15 protein-coding genes are annotated in these 17,672 nt (G+C 71.0%); 8 read left to right on the top strand and 7 right to left on the bottom strand.

Annotated features, from left to right (window positions below; genetic code table 11):
- Positions 1–22 precede the first annotated feature (22 nt).
- From ACFT9I_RS27785 to ACFT9I_RS27775, 3 genes are all read right to left on the bottom strand, one after another.
- Positions 23–2,197, bottom strand: coding sequence for a 3-hydroxyacyl-CoA dehydrogenase NAD-binding domain-containing protein (locus ACFT9I_RS27785; RefSeq protein WP_382568638.1), 2,175 nt, complete (start codon positions 2,195–2,197; stop codon positions 23–25).
- A 69-nt stretch (positions 2,198–2,266) separates the two neighbouring features.
- Positions 2,267–3,481, bottom strand: a complete 1,215-nt coding sequence (locus ACFT9I_RS27780; RefSeq protein ID WP_382568636.1) for an acetyl-CoA C-acetyltransferase — start codon at positions 3,479–3,481, stop codon at positions 2,267–2,269.
- Between the two features lie 12 nt (positions 3,482–3,493).
- Entirely contained in the window at positions 3,494–4,690 is a 1,197-nt protein-coding gene (locus ACFT9I_RS27775) for a CaiB/BaiF CoA transferase family protein (protein ID WP_382568634.1), read from the bottom strand.
- 244 nt (positions 4,691–4,934) lie between these two features.
- On the opposite strand from ACFT9I_RS27775, the gene ACFT9I_RS27770 reads away from it, so the two are divergent.
- Positions 4,935–6,125: a saccharopine dehydrogenase family protein gene (locus tag ACFT9I_RS27770; protein ID WP_382568632.1), complete on the top strand. Its 1,191-nt coding sequence runs from the start codon at positions 4,935–4,937 to the stop codon at positions 6,123–6,125.
- 130 nt (positions 6,126–6,255) lie between these two features.
- Here ACFT9I_RS27770 and ACFT9I_RS27765 read toward each other — a convergent pair whose 3' ends face one another.
- A complete protein-coding gene (locus tag ACFT9I_RS27765; protein ID WP_382568630.1) occupies positions 6,256–7,137 on the bottom strand; it encodes an alpha/beta fold hydrolase in 882 nt (293 codons plus the stop codon).
- 79 nt (positions 7,138–7,216) lie between these two features.
- A complete protein-coding gene (locus ACFT9I_RS27760; RefSeq protein WP_382568628.1) occupies positions 7,217–7,957 on the bottom strand; it encodes an endonuclease V in 741 nt (246 codons plus the stop codon).
- A gap of 93 nt (positions 7,958–8,050) precedes the next feature.
- Here ACFT9I_RS27760 and ACFT9I_RS27755 point away from each other — a divergent pair, with 93 nt between their 5' ends.
- The 7 genes from ACFT9I_RS27755 (at position 8,051) to ACFT9I_RS27725 (ending at position 16,358) form a co-directional block, all read left to right on the top strand.
- Positions 8,051–8,350 carry a YciI family protein gene (locus tag ACFT9I_RS27755; protein ID WP_382568626.1) on the top strand — a complete coding sequence of 100 codons (300 nt, stop codon included), beginning with the start codon at positions 8,051–8,053 and terminating at the stop codon, positions 8,348–8,350.
- 181 nt (positions 8,351–8,531) lie between these two features.
- Positions 8,532–8,948 (top strand): SsgA family sporulation/cell division regulator, encoded by a 417-nt coding sequence (locus ACFT9I_RS27750; protein ID WP_382568624.1) that lies wholly within the window; start codon positions 8,532–8,534, stop codon positions 8,946–8,948.
- Between the two features lie 271 nt (positions 8,949–9,219).
- Complete coding sequence (locus ACFT9I_RS27745) at positions 9,220–10,866, top strand: ABC-F family ATP-binding cassette domain-containing protein (RefSeq protein ID WP_382568622.1); 1,647 nt, start codon at positions 9,220–9,222, stop codon at positions 10,864–10,866.
- A 140-nt stretch (positions 10,867–11,006) separates the two neighbouring features.
- Positions 11,007–13,289 carry an ATP-binding cassette domain-containing protein gene (locus ACFT9I_RS27740; RefSeq protein ID WP_382568620.1) on the top strand — a complete coding sequence of 761 codons (2,283 nt, stop codon included), beginning with the start codon at positions 11,007–11,009 and terminating at the stop codon, positions 13,287–13,289.
- Between the two features lie 127 nt (positions 13,290–13,416).
- Complete coding sequence (ddaH, locus tag ACFT9I_RS27735) at positions 13,417–14,193, top strand: dimethylargininase (protein WP_382568618.1); 777 nt, start codon at positions 13,417–13,419, stop codon at positions 14,191–14,193.
- A 115-nt stretch (positions 14,194–14,308) separates the two neighbouring features.
- Complete coding sequence (locus ACFT9I_RS27730; protein ID WP_382568616.1) at positions 14,309–15,283, top strand: acyl-ACP desaturase; 975 nt, start codon at positions 14,309–14,311, stop codon at positions 15,281–15,283.
- A 157-nt stretch (positions 15,284–15,440) separates the two neighbouring features.
- Positions 15,441–16,358 (top strand): chitosanase, encoded by a 918-nt coding sequence (locus ACFT9I_RS27725; protein WP_382568614.1) that lies wholly within the window; start codon positions 15,441–15,443, stop codon positions 16,356–16,358.
- Between the two features lie 36 nt (positions 16,359–16,394).
- Here the strand turns inward: ACFT9I_RS27725 and ACFT9I_RS27720 are convergent, their stop codons facing one another.
- Positions 16,395–16,679, bottom strand: coding sequence for a WhiB family transcriptional regulator (locus ACFT9I_RS27720; protein ID WP_354606514.1), 285 nt, complete (start codon positions 16,677–16,679; stop codon positions 16,395–16,397).
- A gap of 62 nt (positions 16,680–16,741) precedes the next feature.
- Positions 16,742–17,539, bottom strand: coding sequence for a VOC family protein (locus tag ACFT9I_RS27715; protein ID WP_382568612.1), 798 nt, complete (start codon positions 17,537–17,539; stop codon positions 16,742–16,744).
- Between the last annotated feature and the right edge of the window lie 133 nt (positions 17,540–17,672).

Here is a 17,672-nt window from a genome sequence, read left to right as displayed (position 1 = left end):
GGCAAGATCGGCAAGACACCCCCTAGGCGTCGTGGAACGTCTCGCCGCGCTCGGCCTTCGCCACCAGCGACGCGGGCGGTGCGAACCGCTCCCCGTACGTCCCGGCCAACTCCCGCGCCCGCGCGACGAAGCCGGGCAGGCCGCCCTCGTACCCGTTGATGTACTGGAGCACCCCGCCCGTCCAGGCCGGGAAGCCGATGCCCATGATGGAGCCGATGTTGGCGTCGGCGACCGTCGTCAGGACGTTCTCGTCCAGGCAGCGCACGGAGTCCAGCGCCTCCGAGAAGAGCATGCGCTCCTTCAGGTCGGTGAACGGCACGTCCGCGTCCGGCTTGGTGAAGTGCTCGCGCAGGCCCGGCCAGAGGCCGGTACGGCTGCCGTCGTCGGCGTAGTCGTAGAAGCCGGCGCCGCCTGCGCGCCCCGGGCGGCCGAAGTCGTCCACCATGCGGTCGATGACCGCGTCGGCCGGGTGCGGGGTCCAGGTGCCGCCCGCCTCCTCGACCGCGCGCCGCGTCTCGTTCCGGATCTTGCGCGGCAGCGTGAGGGTCAGCTCGTCCATCAGGGAGAGGACCTTGGCGGGGTAGCCGGCCTGCGCCGCCGCCTGCTCGACGGAGGCGGGCTCGACACCCTCGGCGACCATCGCGACGCCCTCGTTGATGAACCGGCCGATGACGCGCGAGGTGAAGAAGCCACGCGAGTCGTTGACGACGATCGGTGTCTTCTTGATCTGCCGTACCAGGTCGAAGGCGCGCGCGAGCGCCTCGTCGCCGGTCTTCCCGCCCTTGATGATCTCCACGAGCGGCATCTTGTCGACGGGTGAGAAGAAGTGCAGACCGATGAAGTCGGCGGGCCGCGTGACGCCTTCGGCGAGGGCGGTGATGGGCAGCGTCGAGGTGTTGGAGCACAGGAGCGCGTCGGGCTCGACCACGTCCTGGATCTCCTGGAACACCTTGTGCTTGAGCGCCGTGTCCTCGAAGACCGCCTCGATCACCGCGTCGCAGCCCGCGAGGTCCGCGACCTCGCCGGTCGGGGTGATCCGCGCCAGCACCGCGTCCCGGCCGGCCTCGGTCGTACGGCCCCGGGCGACCGCCTTGGCCAGCAGCTTCTCCGAGTACGCCTTGCCCTTGGCCGCCGCCTGGGTCGTGACGTCCTTGAGGACGACGTCGATACCGGCGCGGGCGCACGAGTAGGCGATGCCCGCGCCCATCATCCCGGCGCCGAGTACGGCGACCTTGCGCACCGGGCGCCTGTCGATGTCCTGGGGGCGGCTGGCGCCCGAGTTGACCGCCTGGAGGTCGAAGAAGAACGCCTGGATCATGTTCTTGGCGGTCTGCCCGGTGACCAGTTCGGTGAAGTACCTGGCCTCGATGGTCTGCGCGGTCTCGAAGTCGACCTGCGAGCCCTCGACGGCGGCGGCCAGGATGTTGCGGGGCGCGGGATAGGGCGCGCCGCCGGTCTGCTTCTGGAGGTTGGCGGGGAAGGCCGGGAGGTTCGCGGCGAAGCGCGGGCTGGAGGGCGTACCGCCGGGGATCCTGTAGCCCTTGACGTCCCACGGCTGCCACGACTCGGGGTGCGCGTCGATGAACGCGCGCGCCCGGTCCAGCATCTCCTCGGTGGTGGCGGCGACTTCATGGACGAGGCCGTTGTCCAGCGCGCGGCGCGGCGAGTACTGGGTGCCCTGGAGCAGCACCTTGAGCAGCGCGTCGGAGATGCCGAGGAGCCGTACGGTACGGGTGACGCCGCCGCCCGCGGGCAGCAGGCCGAGGGTGACCTCGGGCAGGCCGATCTTGGAGCCGGGCGCGTCGAGCGCGACGCGGTGGTGGCAGGCGAGCGCGATCTCGTAACCGCCGCCCAGGGCCGCGCCGTTGATGGCGGCGACGACGGGCTTGCCGAGGGTCTCGATGGTGCGCAGGGCGCGCTTGACGGCCAGGCCGGCGTCGTACGCCTGCTGCGCGTCGCCCGGACCGAGCTTGATCATGTCCTTGAGGTCGCCGCCCGCGAAGAACGTCTTCTTGGCAGAGGTGACGATGATGCCGCGGATGCTGTCCTTCTCGGCCTCCGCGCGTGCCGCGATGGCGGCGACCGAGGTCCGGAAGGCCTGGTTCATGGTGTTGGCCGACTGGTCGGGGTCGTCGAGGACGAGGGTGACGACGCCCGTCCCGTCCTGCTCCCAGCGGATGGTGGTGGACTCGCTCATGCTGCTGCTCCGTAGAGAAGAGATGCTTGGCGGACGGGACGGACGGGACGGACGGGACGGACGGAACTGTCACACGCGTTCGACGATGGTGGCGACTCCCATGCCGCCGCCGACGCAGAGCGTGGCGAGGCCGTACCGCTTGTCCTGGCGTTCCAGTTCGTCCACGAGGGTGCCGAGGATCATCGCGCCGGTGGCGCCGAGCGGGTGGCCGAGCGCGATGGCGCCGCCGTTGACGTTGACCTGGTCCAGCGAGAGCCCCATGTCGGCGACGTAGCGCAGGACGACGGCGGCGAACGCCTCGTTGATCTCCACGAGGTCGATGTCGTCGATGGTCAGTCCGGCCTTGGCGAGTGCCTTGCGGCTGGCGGGCGCGGGCCCGGTCAGCATGATCGTGGGCTCGGAGCCGGACACGGCGGCCGAGACGATTCGGGCGCGCGGCCTCATGCCGTACCGCTCGCCGGTCTCCTTCGAGCCGATCGCGACGAGGGACGCGCCGTCCACGATGCCGGAGGAGTTGCCCGCGTGGTGCACATGGTCGATCTTCTCGACCCAGTGGTACTTCTGGAGCGCCACCGCGTCGAATCCGCCGAGGTCGCCGATCTGCGCGAACGACGGCTTGAGCGAGGCGAGCGTGTCGGCCGTGGTGCCGGGCCGCAGATGCTCGTCGTGGTCGAGGACGGTGAGCCCGTTGACGTCGCGGACGGGGACGACGGAGCGGGCGAAGCGGCCGTCCTTCCAGGCCGCCGCCGCGCGCTCCTGCGACAGCGCGGCGAACTCGTCGACGTCGCGCCGGGTGAAGCCGCCGATGGTGGCGATCAGGTCGGCGCCGATGCCCTGGGGGGCGAAGCCCGTACGGAGGCTGGTCATCGGGTCCATCGCCCAGGCGCCGCCGTCGGAGCCCATCGGCACGCGTGACATCGACTCGACGCCACCGGCCAGGATCAGGTCCTCCCAGCCCGAACGGACCTTGGCGGCGGCCAGGTTGACCGCTTCGAGGCCGGAGGCGCAGAAGCGGTTCTCCTGGACGCCCGCGACGGTGTCGGGCAGTCCGGCGGCGAGGGCGGCGACGCGGGCGATGTCGGAGCCCTGGTCGCCGAGGGGGCTGACGACGCCGAGGACGACGTCGTCGATCGCCGCCGGGTCCAGGTCGGGGAACCGGTCGCGGATCTCGTGGATCAGGCCGACGACGAGGTCGATCGGCTTGGTGCCGTGCAGGGCACCGTTGGCCTTGCCGCGACCGCGCGGGGTGCGGATCGCGTCGTACACATACGCTTCGGTACTCAAGACGGCGGCCTCTCAGGAGTCGTTGGGGGTGGCGGGGCCGGTGCTCGTGCCGGTGCCGGTGCTTCGGATGCTCGGTACGTCCCAGTCGTCGGCGATCCGCTCGGTGTCCGCCCCCGGCAGCGCGGGCGCGCTCCGTACGGAGGTGGGCGTGGCCGAGAAGCGCGGTGCGGGAGCCGGCTGGGTGACACCCGCGTGTTCGGTGAAGGTGCCGCGGGCCACGAGGTGCGGATGGGCGGGGGCCTCGCGCAGCGACAGCACGGGCGCCACACAGGCGTCCGACTCCTCGAAGACGGCCGTCCACTCGGCGCGGGTCTTCTCCTTGAACCGGGCGGCGACCGCGGACCTCAGCTCGTCCCAGCGGCCGAAGTCCTTACGGGCGGGGACGTCGTCCTTGATGCCGAGCAGGTCGATGAACTCGTTGTAGAACCGCTGCTCCAGCGCGCCGACGGCCATGTACTCGCCGTCGGCCGTCTCGTAGTTGCCGTAGAAGGGCGCTCCGCCGTCCAGCAGGTTCGCCCCGCGCCGGTCCTGCCAGCCGCCGGCAGCCGTCATCGCGTGGATCATCGTGGTCAGATGGGCGGCGCCGTCGACGATCGCCGCGTCCACGACCTGGCCCGTGCCGCCGGGTGTGCGGGCGTGCTGAAGGGCGGCGAGGACGCCGATGACCAGGTAGAGGGAGCCGCCCGCGTAGTCGCCGACGAGGTTGGCGGGGACGGTGGGCGGCCGGTCGGCCTCGCCGAACATGGAGAGGGTGCCGGCGACGGCGATGTAGTCGATGTCGTGCCCGGCGCGCTGGGCGAGCGGGCCGTCCTGGCCCCAGCCGGTCATCCGGCCGTACACCAGGCGGGGATTGCGGGCGAGGCATTCCTCGGGGCCGATGCCGAGGCGTTCGGCGACGCCGGGGCGGTAGCCCTCGATGAGGACGTCGGCGCGCTCGACCAGGTCGAGGACCTGGGCGGGGCCGTCGTCGGCCTTGAGGTCGACGAGTACGGAGCGCTTGTTGCGGTTCATGAGGTCATACGCCGGGTCGATCCCGAGCCCGGCGCCGCCCGGCCGGTCGACGCGTACGACGTCGGCGCCGAGGTCGGCCAGTTGCATGGCGGCGAAGGGGCCGGGCCCGATACCGGCCAGCTCGACCACCCGAACCCCGGCGAGCGGGCCGTTCGGGGCCCCGGCACCGGTGCTCGGGCCGTTCGCGGTTGTTGTCATGGTGAGCCCCCAGCGGTGTGACACCAACGATGTAACAGCAATGATGTTAGGAACGCCCACCACCGCGCACAAGCCCCGCCGGGGCCGCCGGGCAAGCAAGCGCTTGTTCCTACCCGATGGTCGCAGACTTCCGCCCGTGACGTCCGATGCTGGTCACCCACTACCCCGTTCCGCCCGCCCAGGCGCTAGCCTCGGCCCCCGACAACGGCACCGATCGCGGCGCGGCTCGAACGGCGGAGACTCGATGAACAGGCAGAACGGGGCGGAACGCCCGTACGACGTGGTGCTCTTCGGGGCGACCGGCTTCGTCGGAACGCTCACGGCCGAATATCTCGCCCTGAGCGCGCCCGAGGGCTGCCGCTGGGCGATAGCCGGCCGCGACCTGGCCAAGCTGGAGAAACTGCGGAACCGGCTGGCCAAGCTCTCCCCGCTCTGCGCGGACCTCCCCCTGCTGGTGGCCGACTCCGCCGACCCGGCGTCGCTGCGCGCGCTCGCCGAGTCCACCAAGGTGCTCGCCACGACGGTCGGCCCGTATCTCTGGCACGGGGAGGACCTGGTCGCCGCCTGCGCGGAGGCCGGGACCGACTACGCGGATCTCTGCGGCGAGCAGGAGTTCGTCGACCGGATGTATCTGGCGTACGAGGACCGGGCGCGGCAGACCGGGGCGCGGCTGGTGCACGCCTGCGGGTTCGACTCCGTACCGCACGATCTGGGCGCGTACTTCACGGTCCGGCAGCTGCCCGTGGACGTGCCGCTGCGCATCGACGGGTTCGTCCGCACCAACGCGTTCTTCTCCGGCGGGACCCTCGCCACGGCCCTGAACGCGCTGAGCCGGGGCCGGCAGACCATGGAGGCCGCGAAGCAGCGGCGGCTGCACGAGCCCCGGCTGGTCGGGCGGCGGGCCGTCACGTCGCCGGGCGCGCCGCACTTCAGCAAGGAGACCGGCGTCTGGGCGCTGCCGCTGCCCACGCTCGACGCGCAGGTGGTGGCGCGCTCGGCGGCGGCGCTGCCCCGGTACGGCCCCGACTTCCGCTACCGGCACTTCGCCGCCGTCAAGTCGCTGCCGGTCGCCCTGGGCGGCACGGTGGCAGCGGGGACGGGCATCGCGCTGGCGCAGGTTCCGGCGGTCCGACGGGCGCTGATGAACCGTTACGAGCCGGGTGCCGGGCCCGGCGAGGCGCGCAGGAGCACCAGTTGGTTCACGGTGCGGTTCGTGGGCGAGGGCGGTGGGCGCAGGGTGTTCACCGAGGTCGCGGGCGGCGATCCGGGGTACGACGAGTCGGCGAAGATGCTGGCCGAGTCGGTGCTGAGCCTGGCCTTCGACGATCTGCCCGACACGGCGGGCCAGGTCACCACCGCCGCCGCGATGGGTGACGCGCTGCTGGGCCGGCTGCGGTCGGCCGGGATGACGTTCCGGGTCGCGCACTCGCGCTGATACCGGGCCGTACGGACGAGGACAGCGGAGCGCGGCGGCCCGCCCCCAGCACGGGCCGCCGCGCTCGTACCGAACCCGCCGCCGGGCTGGAGTACCGACGGCGGGTCAGCTCAACGGGTCACGGGCCAGCTCACCGGGTCACGCGGTCCGCGAGGAATTCGCGCAGCAGAGGCGCCAGCGCCGCCGGGTCGAACTGGTGGCTCTGGCCGGGGAGTTCGCGGTACTCGGCGTGGGGCACCAGCCCGGCGGCCGACTTGGCGCCCGCCCGCATGAACGGGTCGCTCTCGCCGCCGCAGATCACCAGCGCGGGTGCGGTCACACCGCTCCAGAGACCGGTGGGGAGCGGCTTGCCGGACATCGTGTCGCCCATGACGAGGCCGTCGTACGCGAGGGTGTGGGCGACCTCCTCCATGTCCGCCCAGGACGGCGGCTGGATCTCGCCCTCCGCGGCCGGCGCCGCGGGCTGGTTCTTCATGGCGTCCACGTACTCGGCGGGAATGCCTACCGCGTCGGTCAGGAACAGCGCCACGGCCTGGTCCCTGCGGCCCGCCGCCACGGCGGCCCTGATCTGCTCGACGTAGTCGGCGGGCAGCGGCGGGCGGCTGTCGTCGATGATGAACGGCGGCTCGTACAGGGCGACTCCGCCCACCTTGGCGCCGAGCCCGTCGGCCGCCGCCAGCGCGAGCGCGGCGCCGGACGAGAAGCCGAAGACGGCGGCCCGCCCGCCGTGGGCGTCGATGAGCGCCTCGATGTCCTCGACCTCGCGCGCCACCGCGTAGGGCTCGGTGTCGCCGCTGTGGCCGCGTCCGCGTCTGTCGAAGTCGATCACCGTGTACTCGGTGGCCAGCGGAGCGCCGATGACGGAGTCCGCCGGGCCGGTGCCGGTGCCGAGTGCGCCGGACACCATGATCAGGACGGGCCCTGCGCCGCTCGCGCGGTAGGCGATCGATGTGCCGTCCTTCGACGTCACGTACCGGAGATCGGTCTGAGCTGTGCCTGCTGTGCCGGTCATGCCGTGCCCCCTACGTATATCTGTTCGCTTTCGGAGGGCAGACCGGGGCGCCGCGCGAAACTCATCGCTCCGCGGCGAATCAATTTCCGCGGGGGGTCTCCAGGGTCTCCGTGGTCCCCGTGGTCTGCGTCGAGCCGGCGGCCGCCACCGCCTCGCGCAGCGCGAGCCGGCAGAGCGTGTCCGCCCGGCGGGTCGTCTCCGGGATACGGAAGTCCGGGGCCAGCCGCAGGGTGTGCGCGCAGGCGGCGTCGAGGCCGGTCCGGTGCCCGACCGAGACGAACACGGGCTTCACACCGTCCTGTGTACGCAGCGCCCGGCCCACCTCCTCGCCGTCGTCGGCCACCAGTGGCGAGAAGTCGCCACGCCGGGGGCCGGGCTGCTCGTACGAGAAGGTGAACGGGTTCTTGGCGACACCGATCACCGGCAGCCCGGTCAGCACCCCGAGATGGCTGGCGAGTCCGAACCGGCGCGGGTGGGCGCGGCCGTAGCCGTCGCAGACGACCAGGCCTGGATCCGACGTCAGGGCGTCGAGGGCGGCGAGCACGGTCGGGATCTCACGGAAGGCGAGCAGCCCCGGCACATACGGAAAGGCGACCCGGCCGACGGCGGTCGCCTCGTCCACGACGGCGAGCGTGGCCGCGTCGAGGACGACGGCCGCGGCGGCGACGATGTCCCGCTCGTCGTCGTACGCGACGTCGACCCCGGTCACCAGCCCGGTCCCGACCGCCGGCCCCACCTCGTCGAGCACGACGCGCTCGCGCAACTCGTCCTGGATCGCCCTGGCTTCGGCCTCGTCGGCGGGTGTCCTGATCGTCGTCATGGTGCGCCAGCCTAGGTCGTGGCCGTGGGTCGTGGGCGCAGGCCGTGGGCGGCGCCGTCCGCGTACCGTCGCCCCGCCGCTAACCTGGCGATCATGTTCGTACTGGAGCTGACCTACACCGCACCGCTCGACCGTGTCGACGCGCTCTCGGCGGATCATCTCGCCTGGGTGGACGCGCACTTCGCGGCGGGGACCTTCATCGCGTCGGGCCGCAAGAAGCCGCGTGACGGGGGTGTGATCCTGGCGGTCGGGGACGATCGCGCGGCGGTGGAGGCGCTGACCGCGGCGGATCCCTTCGTGGTCGGCGGGGTGTGCGCGTACCGGATCACGGAGTTCGCCGTGGCCCGCACCGCGCCCGGACTCGGGCAGTACCGCGAGCAGCCGCCCCGGTGAACCACCGGCGAATCCAGGACGAATCAGGGCGGCGGACGACCTCGCCGGGTACCCGACCCGTGAGTAGGGAAAACGGTGACGTAGGTCACGCCGTTCAACGAGCACTCTTCAGCGCGTTGCGTCGTCTTTCCCTGTAGCGGAAGACACTCATCCGCCCGAGCCGTGCAAAGGGGAGCTGGCCTTGTCCAACGTCATCGAGCAGGCCCTGCAAGCCCGGCTGGTCGCCTCGGCGCCACAGCTGGAGACCGTCCCCGCGACCCTGCGGTACGACGGCGAGGATCCGTTCGCCGTGCAGATGGCGTTCCCGGCCACGGCGACGCTGGAGGGCACGGAGGTGGCCTGGTCGTTCTCGCGCGAGCTGCTGACGATCGGGATGGACGAACCGGCCGGGCTCGGTGACGTACGGGTGCGGCCGTTCGGTTACGACCGTACGGTCCTGGAGTTCCACGCCCCCGAGGGCGTCGCGATGGTCCATGTCCGCACCTCGGAGGTGCGGCGCTTCCTCGACCGCTCGCTGGGGGCCGTGCCCGTCGGCCGCGAGCATCTGTATCTCGATCTGGACCACGACGTCGCGGAGTTGCTGCGCGACGCCTGCTGAACCCCCCGGGCCCCCTGCCTCGCGCCCGCCGCCCGGCGGCCGAAAAACCCGTTGCTCCCGCACCCATGCCCTCGTACGGTGTACAGCGTCCTTGTTGTCACCGAACGGAGTAGGACGTTGCTCTTCTGAGGTCCTGAGACACCGTGCCGCGCGGCTCTGTACCCGCGCGCACCGCGTGTGACCTCGGCTGTCGAGCCGTCCTTCCCCGGTGCCCTCCGCCGGTGTCTCCCACCGTTGCCCCGCATCCCTTCGCAGCAACCTGGAGACCCGTATGTCTACTTCCCCCCAAATCACCTGCTCCGCGCTCTCCTTCGCCTGGCCGGACGGGTCCGTCGTGTTCGAGGACTTCCAACTGGCCGTCGGGCCGGGCAGGACCGGCCTTGTCGGCGTCAACGGGTCCGGAAAATCAACCCTGTTGAAGCTGATCGCCGGCGTGCTCACGCCCACCGACGGCAGGACGAACGCGGTGGGTGAGATCGGCTACCTCCCGCAGGACGCCGTACTCGACACCGGTCTCCGCGTCGACCAGGCGCTCGGCATCGCCGGTGTCCGAGCCGCGCTGCTCGCTGTCGAGGCGGGCGACGCGAGCGAGGAGAACTTCACCACGATCGGCGACGACTGGGACGTCGAGGAACGGGCGCGCGCCACCCTCGACCAGCTCGGGCTCGGCCATATCGGCCTCGACCGGACCATCGGCGAGGTGTCGGGCGGCGAGTGCGTGCTGCTGCGGCTGGCGGCCCTGCTGCTGGCCCGCCCCTCGGTGCTGCTGCTCGACGAGCCGACGAACAATCTGGATCTGTACGCGCGCAGGCGGCTGCACGCGGCCGTCGACGCCTGGACGGGGGTGCTGGTCGTGGTCAGCCACGACCGTGAACTGCTCGATCTGGTCGACCGGATCGCCGATCTGCGGGACGGCGAGGTCACCTGGTACGGCGGGAACTTCTCCGCGTACGAGGAGGCCCTCGCCGTCGAACAGGAGGCCTCGATACGCATGGTGCGCGTCGCCGAGGGCGACGTGCAGCGGCAGAAGCGCGAACTGGCCGACGCGCAGGTCAAGTTGGCACGACGTAAGCGCTACGGACAGAAGATGTGGGACACCAAGCGCGAGCCGAAGGCCATCATGCAGGAGCGCAAACGCCAGGCGCAGGTGTCGGCCGGCAAGCACCGCATCATGCACACCACCAAGCTCGCGGAGGCCAGGGAACGGCTCGACGAGGCGGTCGACGCGGTGCGCGACGACGACGAGATCCGGATCGAACTGCCCGCCACGGAGGTGCACTCCGGCATCGGCGTGCTGCGGCTGCGCGAGCTGGAGCTGCGGTACGGCGCGCGGGCCTCGGGCGAGTTCGCGATCCACGGCCCGGAGCGGATCGCGCTGGTGGGCCGGAACGGGGCGGGCAAGACGACGCTCCTGCGGACGGTCGCCGGGGAACTGGCGCCGGTCTCGGGCGAGGCCGAGGCACTGGTGCCGACGCGCTTCCTGCCGCAGCGGCTCGACGTCCTGGACGACGCGCTGAGCGTGGCGGAGAACGTGAAGCGGTTCGCGCCCGCCGCCACGGACAACGAGATCCGGGCGCGGCTCGCCCGCTTCCTGTTCCGGGGCGCGCGGGCGAACCAGCCGGCCGGGACCCTGTCGGGCGGGGAGCGGTTCCGCGCCTCGCTGGCCGCCCTGCTGCTCGCGGATCCGGCGCCCCGGCTGCTGATGCTGGACGAGCCGACGAACAATCTCGACCTGGCGAGCGTGCGCGCGCTCACGGCGGCGCTGGGGGCGTACCGGGGCGCCCTGGTCGTGGCGAGCCACGACGTGCCGTTCCTGGAGTCGATCGGCGTCACGCGGTGGCTGATGCTGGACGGCGAGCTGCGTGACACGACGGTGGAGGAGGTACGGGCTGAGCCGCCGTCCCAGGGCGCCTCCTGAGGCCGCCGTCGCGGGGCCCGGCCTGAGGCGGCCGTCCCGGGGCCTGTCCTGAGGCCCGCTCCGGGCCTCGCCGGAAAAGGTGCGCGGCCGATCGGGAATCCGGACAGTAGCTGTCTGGATTCCCGATTAGCTTCGGGCCCATGCCTCAGAACATCACCATCGTGGGCGCCCGTGAGAACAACCTCAGGGACGTCTCGCTCACCATCCCGAAGGACCGGATCACCGTCTTCACCGGGGTCTCCGGGTCCGGCAAGTCCTCGATCGTCTTCGACACCATCGCCGTGGAGTCACAGCGCCAGCTCAACGAGACCTTCACGACGTTCATCAGGAACCGGCTGCCCAAGCACGAACGGCCGCACGTCGAGGCGATCGACGACCTGTCGGTGGCGATCGTCATCGACCAGAAGCCGGTCGGCGGCAACATCCGCTCCACCGTCGGCACGATGACCGACATCTACTCGGTGATCCGGGTGCTGTTCTCGCGGTACGGCACGCCGAGCGCGGGGGCGGCCACCGCGTACTCCTTCAACGACCCGGCCGGCATGTGCCCGGAGTGCGACGGCGTGGGGCGGGTGGTCCGGCTCGACCTCGACCGCGCGGTCGACTGGTCGAAGTCCCTGAACGGGGGCGCGCTGCTGCTGCCGGGGCTCTCCGTGGGCAGCTGGGAGTGGAAGCTGTACGCCGGCTCGGGCCACTTCGACCCGGACAAGCCGCTCGACCGGTACACCGCCGAGGAACGCCAACTGCTGCTCCATGGCGGTGACTTCACCGTCACCCTGGAGCTGCGGACGGGTTCCGCCGATATGCGGTTCGAGGGTGTCGTGGGCCGTTTCACCCGGCTCTTCCTCAAGCGGGACACCGCCACCATGTCCGAGAAGCGCCAGGAGGCCGCGCACCGGTTCACCGCGCAGCGGGTGTGCGACGTGTGCGGCGGGGCGCGGCTGAACGAGGCGGCGCTCGCGACCCGTATCGACGGTCTGAACATCGCCGACTACACCCGCATGGAAGTCGGGGACCTGGTGGACGTGCTGGCGCGGATCGACGACCCGGTGGCCACACCGATCGCCGCCGCCGCGCGCGCCCGGCTCGACCGGCTGGTCGGAATCGGGCTCGGCTATCTGAGCCTGGACCGGGAGACGACCACGCTCTCCGGCGGTGAGGGGCAGCGGCTCAAGATGGTGCGGCATCTGGGGAGTTCACTGACGGGGCTGACCTTCATCTTCGACGAGCCGAGCGTGGGGCTGCACCCGCGCGACGTGGGCCGGCTGAACGATCTGCTGCGGCGGCTGCGCGACCGGGGCAACACGGTGCTGGTGGTGGAACACGACCCGGACGTGGTGGCGATCGCGGACCATGTCGTCGACATGGGGCCCCGGGCGGGCGCGGACGGCGGGCACGTGGTGTTCGAGGGCACGGTGGAGCAGCTGCGGAACGCCGACACCCTCACCGGCCGGCATCTCGTGAGCCGTACCCCCATGAAGGGGACCTTCCGCTCCCCCACCGGCCAACTGCCGGTGCGTGGAGCCGCGTTGCACAATCTGAAGGGCATCGACGTGACGTTCCCGGCCGGGGTGCTGACGGCGGTGACCGGCGTCGCGGGGTCGGGCAAGTCGACGCTGGTCTCCCGGGTCTTCACGGCGGCGCACCCGGACGCGATCGTCATCGACCAGGGCGCGATCACGGCCTCGTCGCGGTCCACCCCGGCGTCGTATCTCGGCGTCATGGACATCATTCGCAAGGTGTACGCGAAGGAGAACGGGGTCGAGCCGGGCCTCTTCAGCTTCAACTCGTCGGGCGCCTGCGCCGAGTGCGCGGGGCGCGGGGTCATCCACACCGATCTGGCGTTCATGGATCCGGTGACGACGGTCTGCCACGTGTGCGAGGGGCGGCGGTTCAACGACGGCGTACTGGCGCTGCGGGTGGGCGGCCGGTCGATCGTCGACGTACTGAACATGACGGCCGCTCAGGCGATCCCGTTCTTCGAGGAGTTCGGCGGCGACCGGGCGATGCTGCGCAAGCTTCGGACGCTGAACGACGTAGGGCTGACCTATCTGACGCTCGGTCAGCCGCTGAGTTCGCTGTCGGGCGGGGAGCGGCAGCGCATCAAGCTGGCGACCCAACTGCACCGTACGGGCAGCGTGTACGTCCTGGACGAGCCGACCACCGGGCTGCACATGGCGGACGTGGGCACCCTGCTGGCGCTGCTCGACCGGCTGGTGGACGCGGGGAACTCGGTGATCTGCGTCGAGCACAACATGGATGTCGTCAAGCGCGCGGACTGGGTGATCGACCTCGGCCCGGACGGCGGGAAGCACGGCGGCGAGATCGTCTTCGAGGGAACACCGGCCGAACTGCTGCGCCATCCCAAGTCCTTCACCGCGGAGTATCTGCGGCGGGAGGTGGGGGCGGAGGTGGCGACGTGAGCGCGCCTCCGGTGATCGCGGGCTGACGTAGCGTGGTCGGGTCCGGCGGCACCCCGACGGCACCGCCGGGATGCCGCCGGACCTGACCGGCCCGACGGACCCGACCACGACCGCTCCGGAGAAGCCCATGACCAGCAGGAAAGCCCTGATCCGCCGCCCAGGACCCCGTCTCACCGAGGGCCTGGTGACCCATCTGGAACGCACGCCGGTCGACGCCGACCTGGCCCTCGCGCAGTGGGAGTCGTACACCGCCGTGCTGCGGGAGCACGGCTGGCGGACGACGGAGGTGGCGCCCGCCGACGACTGCCCGGACGCGGTGTTCGTGGAGGACCCGGTGGTGATGTTCCGTGACGTCGCGCTGATCGCCCGGTCCGGCGCCGAGTCGCGGCGGCCGGAGACGGCGGCGGTCGAGGAGGCGCTGTCCGCGCTCGGCTGCCGGGTCGAACGGGTGACGGAGCCGGGCACGCTCGACGGCGGCGATGTGCTCAAGGTCGGCGACACGGTGTACGTGGGGCAGGGCGGGCGGACGAACGACGAGGGCCTGCGGCAGCTGAGCGCCGCGTTCGAGCCGCTGGGCGCGCGGGTCGTCGCCGTACCGGTGAGCAAGGTGCTGCATCTGAAGTCGGCGGTGACCGCGCTCCCGGACGGGACCGTGATCGGCTACGCGCCGCTCGTCGACGACCCGTCGCTCTTCCCGCGGTTCCTGTCCGTACCCGAGGAGGCGGGGTCGCACGTGGTGCTGCTCGGCGGCGAGAAGCTGTTGATGGCGGCGTCCGCGCCGCGCAGCGCGGAACTGTTCGCGGGTCTCGGTCTTGAGCCCGTTCCGGTGGACATCAGCGAGTTCGAGAAGCTCGAAGGGTGCGTGACCTGCCTCTCGGTACGCCTTCGTGACCTGCGCGAATAGCCGTATGCGACAGGACGTCGCGGATCCGGGGTTGGCTCTCCCCTTACTGCACCCTTAACCTACGGTCACGTAACCTACGAACCCGTAGGTACTACTCCCGTCCCCAGGAGCACACGTGACACTCACCTCTCCCCATCTCGGCAGTTCGGAGGCGTGGACCGACGCCCGGCTGCTGTATGCACTGGAAGAGGTGGTGGAGAAAGAACTCAACCGCCATCTCAAGGTCGCCAAGGACTGGATGCCGCACGAGTACGTGCCCTGGTCCGACGCCCACAACTTCCCCGGTCTCTTCGAGGACGGCACGGCCTGGGAGCCGCAGCAGTCCAAGGTGACCGACATCGGCAAGATCGCCCTCGTGGTGAATCTGCTGACCGAGGACAACCTCCCCAGCTACCACCACGAGATCGCCAGCCTCTTCGGCCGCGACGGCGCCTGGGGCACCTGGGTGCACCGCTGGACCGCCGAGGAGGGCCGGCACGGCATCGTGATGCGTGACTATCTGCTCGCCTCGCGCGCCGTGGACCCGGACAAGCTGGAGCAGTTCCGGATGACGCACATGGCGGAGGGCTTCACGTCGGACAACCGGCACTCGATGCTGCACTCCGTCGCGTACGTCGCCTTCCAGGAGCTGGCGACCCGGGTCTCGCACCGCAACACCGGCCACCAGTCGGGCGACCCCGTCTGCGACCGGATGCTGGCGCGTATCGCCACCGACGAGAACCTGCACATGGTCTTCTACCGCAATCTGCTCGGCGCGGCCTTCGATATCGCCCCGGACCTGACCATGCAGTCCGTGCGCGACGTGGTCGTGGACTTCCGGATGCCGGGACACGGCATGCCGGGCTTCGAGCGCGCCGCCGCGCAGATGGCGATCGGCGAGATCTACAACATGCGCATCCACCACGACGACGTGATCCAGCCGGTGCTGCGCTATCTGAAGGTGCTCGACATCGACGGGCTGGGCCCCGAGGGGCTCAAGGCGCAGGAAGAGCTGGGCCTGTACATGAGCGGGCTCGACTCCGAGGCGAGCAAGTTCGACGAGAAGCTCGCCGCCCGCAAGGCGCGGATGGCCGCGCGCGCCGCCGGCTGATCCCGCGCCGACGGGGGCCGGCGTCCCCGCCGACGCCGACTCCGTGCCCTCGCCCCGTCGAGGGCGACACGAATTCATCACGCGTCCCACCAGGGTGTGTTGATTTCGAGGGGGACTCCCCACGGGTGTTCGAATCGGGCATCGTACGCTGTGCGGCGTGAAGCCCGTCACCCGTCTCTTCCTCATAGGCGCACCTGTCCTGGTCGTCGTCTCCGTCATCTTCGGCGGAGACGGCGACTCCGGCGTTCTGGCCGACAATCCGCCTGCGGGCACAGCGAGCACCGCCCCCGATCCCCTCGCCTCCGGGAGCGACGGCGAGAAGGCGGAGCTGGAGGAGCGGATCAGGAAGATGCCGCCGGGTCTCGCGGCTCCCGACAAGAAGGACACGGCCGCCCGGATCATCGCGAGCGCCGAGAACTCCACGCTGGACTGGCGCGGTCAGTACGACGCGATCGAGGACCTGGACGACGGCAACGGCTACACGGCCGGCATCGTCGGATTCTGCTCGGGCACCAACGACATGCTCCAGCTCGTCGAGGAGTACACCAAGGCCCACCCGGACAACCCGCTGGCGCCGTACCTCCCCGCGCTGCGCGACGTGGACGGCACCGACTCGCACAAGGGTCTGGACCCCGGCTTCACGGAGGCGTGGGTGACGGCGGCCGGGAATCCCGCCTTCCGCGAGGCTCAGGACAGGACACGCGACCGTGTCTACTTCGACCCGGCGGTGCGGCTGGCGAAGATGGACGGCCTGAGCACGCTGGGCCAGTTCATCTACTACGACGCGATGGTGCTGCACGGGCCCGGTCTCGACGAGGGCGGCTTCTACGGCATCCGGCACTCGGCGATGCGGAAGGCGAAGACGGCGGCCGAGGGCGGTTCGGAGAAGGAGTATCTGAACGCCTTCCTCGACCGGGGCCGGTTCGTGATCAGGACGAAGATGACCGAGACACAGCGGGACACCTCACGCATCGACACGGCGCAGCGGGTCTTCCTCCGGGACGGCAACATGGATCTCGCGCTGCCGCTGCGCTGGAAGATGTACGGCGAGACGTTCCAGCTGCCCGCCTCCTGACCTGTCCGAACTGCACCTGTCTTCACACGAGCGGGCTCAGGCGGTACTCGCGGCGCCGCTGCGGCGCAGGCGTTCGCGCTCCTTCTCCGACAGCCCGCCCCACACCCCGAAGCGTTCGTCGTTGTCCAGGGCGTATTCGAGGCATTCCCGCCGTCCTTCGCAGGCACCGCAGAGCTGCTTGGCCTCGCGGGTGGAGGAGCCGGGGGCCGGGAAGAAGAACTCGGGGCCGGTCTGGGCGCACAGGGCGTTCTCCTGCCACGCGAGCTCCTGCCCCGTGCGTCCGGTGATGCTGGTGAGGGTGTTCGTGGGATCGATCGGCATGACACACACGCTGCCTGGTGCCGATAAACATTCGATCAACGCCGCCGTGTCACGGCCCTCGGTCACGCGTCCTGCGCGATGCCCTGCATGAGCGCGAATCGTGCGCCGTACGGGTCGGTCAGCACCGCGAAACGGCCGACACCCTCGATGTCCCTGGGCTCCAGGACGGTCGTGCCGCCCAGTCGGTCCGCGTCCGCCACGGCAGCATCGCAGTCGGCCGTGCCGAAGTACAGGAGCCAGTTCGGCCCTGTCGTGGCGGGGGCGGGATCGGCCGCGGTGGGGACGATCCCCGCGAACATGCCGTCCGGGCCTCTGCCCTCGGGGTGGACCATGATGTAGTCGCCCCCGCCTCCCGGCATCGGCATCGAGGTCGTGCCCCAGCCGAACACGGAGCCGTAGAAGCCGGTGGCGGCGGCCGCGTCCGGGGTGGAGAGCTCGGCCCAGCAGAGGGTGCCCGGAGCGTCGGTGGCCTCCAGGCCGGTGTTCTTCCCCGGCTGCCAGGCGGCGAAGCCGGCTCCGGCCGGGTCGGCGCAGAGCGTCATACGGCCGAGGTCCTCGACGTCCATCGGCTCGTTCACGACCGTGCCGCCGTTGTCCTTCACGGCGGTGGAGGTGGCGGTGGCGTCGGCTGTCTGGAAGTAGAGGGTCCAGGACGGCGGGGCCTGCTCGGCGGGGAGCTGCATGGCTCCCGCGACGGTCTTGCCGTCCAGCTGGAACATGCCGTAGCCGCCGAATTCGGGGCCGGCCGACACGTGGTTCCAGCCGAGGACGCCTCCGTAGAAGGTCTTCGCGCCCTCGATGTCGGGCGTGGCGAGATCTGCCCAGTTCGGTGAACCTGGGACGTAACGGGTGGTGAGCATCATCGCTCCTTCGAGAGACCCCCCGTGCGCTTTCCCTCCCGAGTCTGCTACCGATCGGCGCCCGTCGCACATGTACGTCGCACGGGTAGGTACGCCGGAGAGCCGACGCGCCGGACCGGGCCGTGTGCAGGCC

The sequence above is a fragment of the Streptomyces sp. NPDC057137 genome (assembly GCF_042670825.1).
GTDB lineage: Bacteria > Actinomycetota > Actinomycetes > Streptomycetales > Streptomycetaceae > Streptomyces.
The sequence above is the reverse complement of the archived record's forward strand: the minus strand, read 5'-3'. Positions and strand labels throughout refer to the sequence as shown.

Coding starts and splice junctions, on each gene's coding strand:
- ACFT9I_RS27720 (WP_354606514.1), bottom strand. CDS start 16,679: ATGCCGATCGATCCCACGAACACCCTCACCAGCATCACCGGACGCACG.
- ACFT9I_RS27740 (WP_382568620.1), top strand. CDS start 11,007: ATGCCTCAGAACATCACCATCGTGGGCGCCCGTGAGAACAACCTCAGG.
- ACFT9I_RS27715 (WP_382568612.1), bottom strand. CDS start 17,539: ATGCTCACCACCCGTTACGTCCCAGGTTCACCGAACTGGGCAGATCTC.
- ACFT9I_RS27765 (WP_382568630.1), bottom strand. CDS start 7,137: ATGACCGGCACAGCAGGCACAGCTCAGACCGATCTCCGGTACGTGACG.
- ACFT9I_RS27745 (WP_382568622.1), top strand. CDS start 9,220: ATGTCTACTTCCCCCCAAATCACCTGCTCCGCGCTCTCCTTCGCCTGG.
- ACFT9I_RS27775 (WP_382568634.1), bottom strand. CDS start 4,690: ATGACAACAACCGCGAACGGCCCGAGCACCGGTGCCGGGGCCCCGAAC.
- ACFT9I_RS27770 (WP_382568632.1), top strand. CDS start 4,935: ATGAACAGGCAGAACGGGGCGGAACGCCCGTACGACGTGGTGCTCTTC.
- ddaH (WP_382568618.1), top strand. CDS start 13,417: ATGACCAGCAGGAAAGCCCTGATCCGCCGCCCAGGACCCCGTCTCACC.
- ACFT9I_RS27760 (WP_382568628.1), bottom strand. CDS start 7,957: ATGACGACGATCAGGACACCCGCCGACGAGGCCGAAGCCAGGGCGATC.
- ACFT9I_RS27755 (WP_382568626.1), top strand. CDS start 8,051: ATGTTCGTACTGGAGCTGACCTACACCGCACCGCTCGACCGTGTCGAC.
- ACFT9I_RS27785 (WP_382568638.1), bottom strand. CDS start 2,197: ATGAGCGAGTCCACCACCATCCGCTGGGAGCAGGACGGGACGGGCGTC.